We start from the raw sequence: 11321 nt of genomic DNA, 5'->3' as shown, positions 1-11321 counted from the left end.
GTTTTTGTTATTATTGTTATATAAAAAAACAAATAATATGTTATAATTATATTAGGTGATAGTATGAAAATGTTTAAGTTTAGATTGAAAATAACTCATGTGTTATTTATATCTTTTATATTAATTTATATAATAACTTACTTATTAAACAATCCATGGATTGAAATTTTTGAATTGAAAACATTAGATTTGAGATATAGAATTCGGGGAGAAAATAAAATTAAAACTGATGTGATTATTATTGCAATAGATGAAAACTCTTTAATAAATATGTCTACTAAATTTAATGATGAGTGGCCGTGGAATAGAGAACATTATGCCAGAATGGTTGCCAAATTATTCAAGCTTGGAATTAAAGCAGTAGGTTTTGATGTTTCGTTTACAACACCTTCAGAAAGTAATATAATGAGCAATGGAAAATCAAAAGATGATATATTATTATCTGCTATATTAAGAAAATATAATAAAGTTGTATTGGGAACATATTTAACTGTTGAAAAAAAGAATTTTGATGAATATAATCCTGAGTTTCGTAAAGAATTGGAAAAAAACAAATATTATCTAAAATATTCATTTAAACTCAAAAACCCGGAGTATTTACCATTATTTTATCCTTTAACTGCATATAAAATAATACCACCTATTCCAGAATTTTCTTCTCTTGTGCCAGCTTCAACATATGAAATTGGGCAATTAGATCCTGATGGTGTAGCCAGAGGTTTACCTCTTATATTTAAAGAGGAATGGGCATTAGAAAAAGGATATAGTACCGGGTTATTTCCACATATGGATATTATATTATATGCATTTTATAAAAATTATGATATTAATAATTTTATTTTTGATCCTAAAAATTACCAAATTCAAATTGGAAATGAAAATATTAAAACTGATAAAAATGGATCTTATTTGTTGAATTTTTATGGAAAAGGAAAAAATATATTTGATACTATCTCTTTTTATGATCTGGTTTATAGTAATAAATATGACAATTATGATTTTAAAGGTAAAATTGCAATATTAGGATATTCTGCAACTGCTAAAGGTTTATATGATTTAAGAATCACCCCTTTTTCAAATAATGAACCTGGTGTTTATTTGCATGCAACAGCAGTTCAAAATTTAATAAACAAGGATAAAATCTCGAGAATAAACTTTTTTTATACAATTATTATTTTGGTATTTGTACTCTTGTTGTCTTTATTATTTACGTCTTTCAAAAAAATATATATTAAACTCATATCTTTTTTAATTCCTATAACATATATTTTTGTTTCTTACATATTATTCAAAAATAACATATGGATTGATACTTTTTATCCTTTATTATCTACCCTTAGTATATCTACAATAGATACAGTTCAATCAGTTTTAAATGAATCAAGAGAAAAAAAGAAAATAAAATCTTTCTTTTTCAAATATGTTCCAGATTTTGTGGCTCAGAAACTGCTTGAACAAGGTAAAACAGAATTAGGTGGCGAGAAGAAAAATGTTGTTTTAATAATGTCTGATATTGTGGGTTTCACAGAAAAGTCTGAAAAATTATCTCCAGAAGATGTTGTACGTTTTTTGAATTATTATCTCTCTCAAATGGCTGATATAATAAGAAATAAATATTATGGAACTATTGATAAGTTCATAGGGGATTTAATTATGGCAATTTTTGGAGCGCCAATAGAATTTGGTGATGAAGTGGATAGGGCAATATCCTGCGCTTTAGATATGCGTAAAAAATTAAAAGATATAAATATAGAACTAAAAAATATGGGATTTGACTTTGAAGTTAATGCTGGAATAGGAATGCATTATGGTGAAGTGATTATTGGAAATATTGGTGCAGATTTCAGAATGGATTATACGTGTATAGGGGATGCAGTTAATACAACTTCCAGAATCGAACATTTAACAAGAGAATTAAATGAGTGGCTTATTGTTACTGGGGAAATTGTAAAAAGATCTAACAAATATAAGTTTGAATATATTGGTGATTTTAAAGTAAAAGGTAAAGAATTACCATTAAAGTTATATAGGATTAAGGAAGGAGATAAGAATGAATAAAGATTATAACTTAATTTTGGAAAACATAAATTTTTTGAAAAAGAATAACATAAAATATTACATATCTATAAATAATAAAAAGTTTGTTAATATAAAAGAACAAAAAAAAGAAATAATAAAAGTGGAATATAAAAAAGAAAATAGGGTAGAAATAATTTTTTTTGATAATATTGACGAGGATTATTTATTAAGTTTTGACAACGTAATTAGAAATTTCTGTAAAATTGAAAAAAAAGAGTATATAAATAATAAAATATTTGATATCCTTTCAAGGATAAAGCCAAATATAACTTTTAAAAAAACTATAGAAAATATAAAAGAAACTCTAAAAAATTTATTAAATCTTGATAATATGGATTTTTATATATATGAAACATCATCTTTTTTTCAAACAAATGATTTTAAACATTCTAAATTAAAAAAGAATAAATTTATATATTGTAATGTTAATAAGATGTATTTTCCCATTTTTTTTGAGAGCGAAATTTTTGGACATTTTATTCTAAAAAAAAATATGGGATTTGATTTATACGATTATACAATATTATATAAATTAAGTGACTATATAAAAAAAACAATTGAAAATTCATTTTTAGAAAATAAATTTGAAATAATCCTTGATAAATCATTAAATGTATTAACAAGCATTCTTGAAACACGTGTTCCTGGAGCCGAAAAGCATTGTCATAATATTGCAAAATCAGCAATAAAAATAGGTGAATATTTAAATTTAGAAAAAAAAGATATTCAAAATCTCATGCTTGGAAGTATGATATTTGATATTGGTAAAATTGGCATTCCAGAATATATATTTTTAAAAAAAGAAGAATTAACTAAAGAAGAAAATCAATTAATAAAAAAGCATGTTTTATATGGATATGAATTGGTATCAAAAATTCCAACCATTCCAGATAAGGTAAAAAAAATAGTATTATATCATCATGAAAAATGGAATGGCGAAGGTTATCCAGAGGGGCTCGAAAAAAATCAAATTCCTTTATTGGCTCAAATTATAGGGCTCTTGGATACCTATTATTCTTTATTAGAAGATAGACCGTATAGAAATAAATTACCAAAAACAAAAGTTTTAGAATTAATAGATAGTTATAGCGATATATTTTTTAATCCTGAATTGGTAAATGCTTTAAAAGAGGTGGTTGACAATGATTGAAAATATCTTTTTTTATTTTTTATTATCTCATTTAATTGGAGATTATGTCTTTCAAACATCCTATATAGCACGTTATAAAAATTCTAAAGTTAAAGTGCTGATTCTGCATATTTTTATAATTTTTATTTCAATGTTTATTTTGTTCTTACCCTCTTCTTTAAACTTATATAATTTTATTATATTACTCTTTTTAACAGGTATCCATTTATCAATAGATACATTAAAATTTAAAAATAGAACAAAAAAAGACTTCAATTCACATACCTATTATATTCTTGATCAGGTGATGCATTTTTCTTCATTAATATTAGTAAGTATGATGTATAATCAAAATGAATTTTTTCTTAAACCGGAATTTACAAAAATTTTATCAATAGGGTTATTTAACGCGTATTTCATAAGTCTTTTATTTTATATGATAGATAATTCTTCGATGCCATATAAAAGAGATTATTTAGGTTATATATTCAGAATTGCATTACCTTTTATAAAATATTATAGTAATATATTATTTTTAATACTCTCTTTTTTGTTTGTAATGTTTTCAATTTTATTATTCTTTAAAAAGAATGAAATAAGTACCAGATCTGAATTAGGACCTTTGTCCCTTAGCATTATAATTACTTATTTAACCATATGGAGGTGAAACTATGTTTAAAAAATTAGGGGTAATTTTCTTTTTTGTGATGTTTACATCTATGTTTTTTGGAAATGTCGTTATTAATGTTGAAAATACAACAGTTTATGCAGGAGAATCTGCCTTGATTGAAGTTACAACGGATCAGTCAACGTTAACGCATTTGTATGTTGATGTAACCAGTGGAGGTTTTGATGATCCGTTTATCCTATTTGATGGTTTTGATCTTGTTGATGGAAAGGCAAGCCTTACTTTTCTAGCTCCTTTAATGCCTACAGAAACAACCATTACTTTTTTTGATGAAGGAAGAACTTTTGAAAAAATGCTTAAACTAAAAGTTGTTGAAGAAAAAATAGATATACCAGAAACAAAATTAGTTATTTTAGAAAAGAAAGGTAATGTATTATATAAAAAACCAAATAATGATGTTTGGGATTCTCTTGCAACAGAAACTGTAATTCAGGAAAAATCGGAATTATTAACATTAGAAAATGGTTTTGTGCACTTAAAAGAACCTAATTTAAATATAGAAATTAAAGTAGCTGCTGATACACAATTATATATCAAACGTTTAAGAGTTTCAGAAAGTGGAGATATTGATATCGAATATGAGTTAAAAAAAGGAGCTACAATTAATAAAATCAAAGAAATTTTGGCCCCAGGATCAAAATATCTGGTTGGTTCTGGTTCTGTAGTTGCAGGAGTTAGAGGTACAGAATTTGGATTTGAAAATATTAATGGTAATACTAAAATCAGGACATTTGAAGGCACAGTATATACAATGGTTAATAATCAATTATTTCCTGTAACTGCAGGTAATATGTTTAGTTATTCTCCGCAACAACCAAAACCAAATATTCAAAATTTAGATAAACCATTAGAAAATTATGAGAATGAAATTTCTCCTAAAACTGAAGAGCAGCCTTCAGAAGAACAACAACCAGAAAAAAAATCTGAAGAAAAAACAAAGCAAGCTGAAGAGCAGCAGACAACTAAAGCAAATATAGGAAATATTTCTTTTGGTAAACAGCAAAAAGGAGTTAATAGTTATTTAGTATATTCTTTTGCACCAAATTTCGATTTTGGTCCTTTTGGAATAGGAATTGGTTTTAATGCTTATCAAGAAGATATAGATAGTCCGTTATATTATGGTCTTCCAACTGAAAATTCATCTCCTTCAGAGAATATTTTAAGTGCTTTATCTATTAATTATTTAAAATTTGATTTTTCTACATTTTATATTAGATATGGTATAAGTCAGTCTTATACAAAAGGATTAGGGCTTTTTATGAATAATTATACTATACCTTACTCCAGAGTAATTGATACTGAACTTAGATTCGGAAATGTTAAGATTGGAGGACATGTTCCTTATGAAATAACATCACTAATACCATTTAATTATCAACAAACATCAAATGTATTTTTTGCGTATCTCGATGCAGATTTAAATATATTCAACACAGAAGTTACTGCTATAATGAATCTTAATAAAGAAAAAACGAAAGATGAATTTAATCAGGCATATTTAACAACAATATATAAAGATATTCTATTTTTTAGGTTTGGAGTAGAAGGTGACGTAGTTTTAACCAATGATGGAACGATAGTATATGGTTTTCTTGCTGGACCAATTATGAACTTTCCTCCATATTTCCAATTTATGTTTGGAATAAATTATTTGTCAAATGGTTTTAATAGTGAATATCTTAATTCGTATTATGAATACAATTCTGCAAATGGTATATATATGAATTTAAACAGTAAAAAATCATATGGGATAATTGGAAAAACCGTTTTTTCGATTTCTCCATACTTAAATATATTAATAAAATATAACAAATTGTTTAGCGAAAATAGAGATAGCTTATTGACAGGTCAAATGACTGTGAATATTCCTTCAATGGGAGGAATTCCTCAATTGACTGCAGGATTTAATTATATGCAATATAAATTTTTAGAAGATAGCACAGTTGAAAATGTTTTTTTAAATGATAATACAAATTTACAGGGATTTATTTATTACCCAGTTTTGGAAAATTCTGGTGTAATATATTCTATAGCCTATAATATGAAAAAACAAAAATTTGAATATACGCTTAATTTTGAAACAAAGGAGTTCTAAAAATGTTAGATATCGCAATACAAAAGTTTGAGTTAAAAGGTTTAAAAATTAATGATAAACTTTATGGGAAAATAACAGATTTTTCTATAGAAATCGATGAGAATGTGGAAATTTATGCGGAAAGGGAATTAACACAATTTGAAATAATAACATTGAAAAATTTTTTTAATGGTTTTGAATATACAGATTCTATAAATATAAAATTTAAAAGCAGGCATATTTTAGAAACCTTAAAATTAATCAGTAGTAATTTTAAGTTAGAAACTGTATTAAAATACACAGAAGATGCCTTAAGAGAATTGTTATCTTCAGATGGTGCGGCTATATTACTTTATAATGAAAATAAAAAAATGTTAAACTTCTATATTACTTCTGGTGGTGCTAGTGGAAATATAGAAACAATAGATGTACCAATTGAAGGTTCTATTGCTGGAGAATGTTTCAAAAAAAAGGAAACTATAATAATAAATGATGCACAAAATAATCCTTTACATTTTAAAAAAACAGATAAAAAGGCTAAATATAAAACAAAAAATTTAATTGCTACTCCGTTGTTTTTTGAAAATGAGGTTATAGGTGTTTTAGAAGCAGTCAATAAAAAAAATGATAATTATACCTTGGAAGATAAACATATAATAGAACTCTTTTCTTCATTGATATCAAATAAATTGATGAATTCAAAAATATATGATGATTTAAGTAGCACAATTAAAGGTATTATTCTTGCAGTTGCAACAGCAATAGATTTGAGAGATAATTATACTCATACTCATTCAAAGAATGTATCTAATCTTGCAATTAAAATCGGGAAAAAAATGGGATTTAATGATTCTCTATTAGAAGAATTAGAAATTGCGGCTCTTTTACATGATGTTGGAAAAATCGGGATACCTGATGAAATATTGAACAAACCATCTAAACTTACCGAAGAAGAATTTAAAATAATTCAATCTCATACAATTATTGGAGCAAAATTATTATCAGAAATAGATTTTATATCTAAAAACATACCTTTAGGTGCTCTTGAACATCATGAAAAATTGGATGGAAGTGGATATCCTTATAATAAAACGGAAGATAAAATATCGTTATTTGGTAAAATTTTAGCTGTTGCAGATATTTATGATGCATTAACTGCCAAAAGAGTGTATAAGGAACCATGGCCAAAAGATAGGGTTTTAAAAATGTTAAAAGATAATTGTCCTAAAAAATTTGATTGTAAAATAGTCTTAGCTCTTGAAAAGTGTGTCAATACTTAAAAAGGGGAGAAATCCCCTTTTTATTTTTTAAATAATATGATATAATTTAACTGACAATTTATCAGGAGGAGATTGAATGATTACTTTATATAGAAAATATAGACCCTCAACCTTTGAAGAATTAATTGGACAGGAACACATCAAAAAATACTTTGAGAAATCTATTGAAAAAAATGAAATTTCACATGCATATATATTTTCTGGCCCTAGAGGAACTGGTAAAACGACAACTGCACGTATTTTAAGTAAAGTATTAAATTGTGAAAATCCAAATGGTCATAATCCATGTAATTCATGTGAAAAATGTATAGCAATAAATAATGGTAGTTTTATGGATGTTATTGAACTTGATGCCGCTTCTAATAGAGGAATAGATGAAATTAGAAAAATTAGAGATGCAGCTAATTTTAGGCCGGTTTCGGGTAAGTATAAAGTATATATAATTGATGAATTTCATATGTTAACAAAAGAGGCATTTAATGCTCTTTTGAAAACTTTAGAAGAGCCACCAGAACATGTAATATTTATATTAGCTACAACAAATCTTGAAAAGGTACCAGAAACAATAATATCAAGAGCTCAAGTTTTGCAATTTAAAAATATTTCTGAAGCAGAAATTTCAAAGCATATTATAAATATTTCCAGAAAAGAAAATAGAAATATTACTGAAGATGCAGCTAATTTAATTGCCAAAAAAGCAAAAGGTGGAGCAAGAGATGCATTATCTCTTTTAGAACAACTTTTGAAATTCTCAAATACTGATATTACTCAAGATGATGTAATAAAAATATTGGGTTTATTTGATGAAAAAATAGTAAAGGATTTTTTAAATGCAATATATAAAAAGGATAATGAAAAATTATTGAATATATCTTCTATGATTTTTAATGAAGGAAAAGAAATTGAAGTTTTTCTGGAGGAAATTTTAGAGTATATATTAAATAATATTCGTAATAATGAAACATTAGAGAAAAACTTATACATAGCAAAAAAATTATCAGAATTATTAAAAGAGATAAAATATTCTGAAAATAAAAAAATACTGTTTGATGTAAATGTATTATTATTATCTTCTGGAATCTATCATGAAAAGGATGAAGAAATAAATCTTTCTAATATAAAAACTTACAAAGAAAATATTAATAATACCACAGAAAATTTGACTTCTAAAGTTCTTGAAATATTGTTAAATAAAAAGGAAAAAATGAATTTGGGTTTATATTTTGCATTAAAAAACGCCAAAATAAATGAAAAGGATGATTATATAAAAATATTATATAAGAAAGAAAATTTATTGGAATATCAAATAGTTAAAAATAATTCAACAATTCTTGAATTATTATATTCCACTTTAACAAATCATCTGATTAAAATTGATATTATTTATGAAGATAATTCAGATGAAAAAACGAGAAAAAATAATATATTAAAATTGTTTTGAATGGGGGATTTTTCATGAAAAAAGGTTTGATAAGCGCATGTATAATGGCAAAAAATGAAGAACAAAATATAGAAAGATGCTTGAACAGTATAAAAGATTTTTGTGATGAAATAATTTTTGTTGATACAGGATCAACAGATAATACAGTTGAAATTGCAAAAAAGTATACAGATAAAATATATTTCTTTCCATGGAATGGAAATTTTTCAGATGCAAGAAATGAAACATTGAAGTATGCAACCTCTGAGTGGGTATTTATAATTGATGCTGATGAAGAAGCTTCAGAGCAATTGAGAAATAATATTAGAGATGTTTTAAAATCATTGGATAAAGATATAGTAGGGGTTTATATACCTACTATAAATTATCTAGATTTTGAAAAAAAGAATTATGAGATTGCAAGCACAGCAAGATTTTTCAGAAATGGTAAAGTAAAATATGAAAATATTGTTCATAATCAACCTGTATATAAAGGTAAAACTGTAAAAGTAGATCTTGAATTATTACATTACGGATATATTTGGACGAGATTAAGAAGAAAACAAAAAACAGAAAGAACATTGGCGCTTATTCAAAAATATCTGGAAAAAAATCCAGATGATGAATATTATTTAATTCAATATATGAAAACATTATCAATTGCTAAAAAACATATTGAAAAAATGAAAATTGGTTATAAAATAGCGAAAAAATTGCAGAAAGATGTACAAAAAAAAGATTATAAACCGATACCTATGACTGTTGAATTTATGTTTTTGTGGGGAATAGAATTGATGAATAAAGGATATTGGGATGATGCTGAAAAATGGTTTAAAATAGGTTCAAGATGGAACTTAGATGCTTATTATGGTTTAATGAATGTTTATTTTAATAAAAGAGACTGGGAAAATTTAAAAAAAGCATCTTTAGATTTTTTGAAATATTTAAATTTATTTGAAAACAAAAGAAGTGAAATTACGTGGTCAATGCAATCATTATTTAGAAGAAATGAAGGATTATCTTTTTTGATTATAGCAAAGGTTAAAACAAGAGATTTAAAAGATATAGATAAAATTATAAAAGAATTTAATTATAAAAAAAATAACGAAAAAATTATAAAGTTATATGATTTAATTTTTGATGAGTTTGCTAAGGAAACAAATTATAATAATAAGCAAAAATTATTAAAAGTATTAAAAGAAATTCATATTAATATAATTAATAATTCTGAATTTTTTCTCCAATCTACGAACAAAGCGATAAAAAAATATGACATAATATTTGAAAAAACAAAGGATAAAAACCCATATTTATTTTTAGAATATTTTGTTGATAGATTGAAAGATGAAAAGAATATTATAGGTTTTCTGTTAACATTTATAGATGATATATTTGATAAAGATTTTGAGCAGCTGCTTGAATTATTATTAAAAATAAGAAGATTGAGAAAAGATATTAGTTCTGACAAAGAAAAAGCTGTAATAGAATTATTAATTGCAGATATTCTTACAAAAAATGGAAGATTTAATGAAGCAAAATCGAGATATAAAAAAGTGGTAAGTTTAGAGAAATCACTTGCCAGATTTGTTCAAGTCTTAATAGAAGATATATTAACTCATATGGATCCTGAAGAACTTATTCCAGCTTACGTTGAATTAAAAGAAGAAATGAGCAAAAAAAATGAATTATTCTTTAATATAGATATCTTTGATTATCGAGAAGTTGCTTTATTTGATTATTATTTTGGAGAAATATTTCCTGAATTAAAATTCATATACGGATTAAAGATAAAAAATGAAAATAAGGAATTGTTTGAATCGTTATTATTAAAAGTTTTTGAAATAACAAAAAACAAATATTTTAAAGCTTTTGTAAGTTTGAGATTATATAATTACTATAAGGAATGTAAAGAATTTGAAAAAGCTAAATTATATTTGGAGAAAGCGCTAAATTTGAACCCTATTTTAGCAGATTTGACCAGTGGAAATTATAATTATACAGGTTTTTATTTTGAAGAAAAAATAGAAAATAAAGATGATAAAATAGTTAATGTATTAAATATAGGTGAAATAATTTCTGTTCTTCCGGTAATAAATCCTATAAAAATATGGTATGAATCTAAAATAACAGGTTTATATTATGTTTCACCACAACCTACATATAATGCAATGAAAAATTTAGATAATTTTTTAAAGAAATATTCTAAGTATTTTAATTTAATATATCCAGACCCTTTGAAAAATCATAAATTAAAATATATTCTTTCTGAATTAAAAAAAGATAATTTGTTAGAGATTAACTCAATAAATTCGTTTTTCAATAAAGAACATATTACAATATCTAATTTAGAGTATATCGAAGATAGGAATTTTAAAAAATCATATGATACAGTTGTTTTTTTTAATCCAGAATTTTCCAGAAATCTTATAAAAGATTTAAAATATTTAAAAACAATAACAGAAAATTTATTTGTAATATATAATTTAGATGATAATATAATAAACAAAGATCCAAGAGCTTTTTGGTATTTAGAACCTAAGAATATAAGACTTTTTTTTGATTATATGCAACCTGAAAATTTTGAATTTATAGATGATACAATGCTTTTTGTACATTATAAATAATATCATTTAAAATTATTAATATAAATA

7 protein-coding genes are annotated in these 11321 nt (G+C 24.6%); all 7 read left to right on the top strand.

Going from position 1 to position 11321, the window contains the following annotated elements; translation table 11 throughout:
- Window positions 1-69: 69 nt before the first annotated feature.
- The 7 genes from X275_RS10305 (at window position 70) to X275_RS10275 (ending at window position 11294) form a co-directional block, all read left to right on the top strand.
- Entirely contained in the window at window positions 70-2058 is a 1989-nt protein-coding gene (locus tag X275_RS10305) for a CHASE2 domain-containing protein (protein ID WP_047268767.1), read from the top strand.
- Window positions 2051-3229 (top strand): HD-GYP domain-containing protein, encoded by a 1179-nt coding sequence (locus X275_RS10300; protein ID WP_047268716.1) that lies wholly within the window; start codon window positions 2051-2053, stop codon window positions 3227-3229. Before X275_RS10305 ends, X275_RS10300 begins: the two co-directional genes overlap by 8 nt.
- A complete protein-coding gene (locus tag X275_RS10295; protein ID WP_047268715.1) occupies window positions 3222-3875 on the top strand; it encodes a DUF3307 domain-containing protein in 654 nt (217 codons plus the stop codon). The genes X275_RS10300 and X275_RS10295 overlap by 8 nt, the downstream gene beginning before the upstream one ends.
- Window positions 3876-3879: 4 nt before the next feature.
- Complete coding sequence (locus tag X275_RS10290; protein ID WP_047268714.1) at window positions 3880-5991, top strand: hypothetical protein; 2112 nt, start codon at window positions 3880-3882, stop codon at window positions 5989-5991.
- A 2-nt stretch (window positions 5992-5993) separates the two neighbouring features.
- Entirely contained in the window at window positions 5994-7250 is a 1257-nt protein-coding gene (locus tag X275_RS10285; RefSeq protein WP_047268713.1) for an HD domain-containing phosphohydrolase, read from the top strand.
- Window positions 7251-7326: 76 nt separating this feature from the next.
- On the top strand, window positions 7327-8691 hold the full coding sequence (gene dnaX / locus X275_RS10280) for a DNA polymerase III subunit gamma/tau (protein WP_047268712.1): 1365 nt from the start codon (window positions 7327-7329) through the stop codon (window positions 8689-8691).
- Window positions 8692-8705: 14 nt separating this feature from the next.
- Complete coding sequence (locus tag X275_RS10275) at window positions 8706-11294, top strand: glycosyltransferase family 2 protein (protein WP_047268711.1); 2589 nt, start codon at window positions 8706-8708, stop codon at window positions 11292-11294.
- Window positions 11295-11321: the final 27 nt, after the last annotated feature.

The organism is Marinitoga sp. 1197, assembly GCF_001021165.1.
Lineage (GTDB): Bacteria > Thermotogota > Thermotogae > Petrotogales > Petrotogaceae > Marinitoga.
Note: the sequence above shows the minus strand (reverse complement) of the source record. Positions and strands in the feature narration are given on the sequence as shown.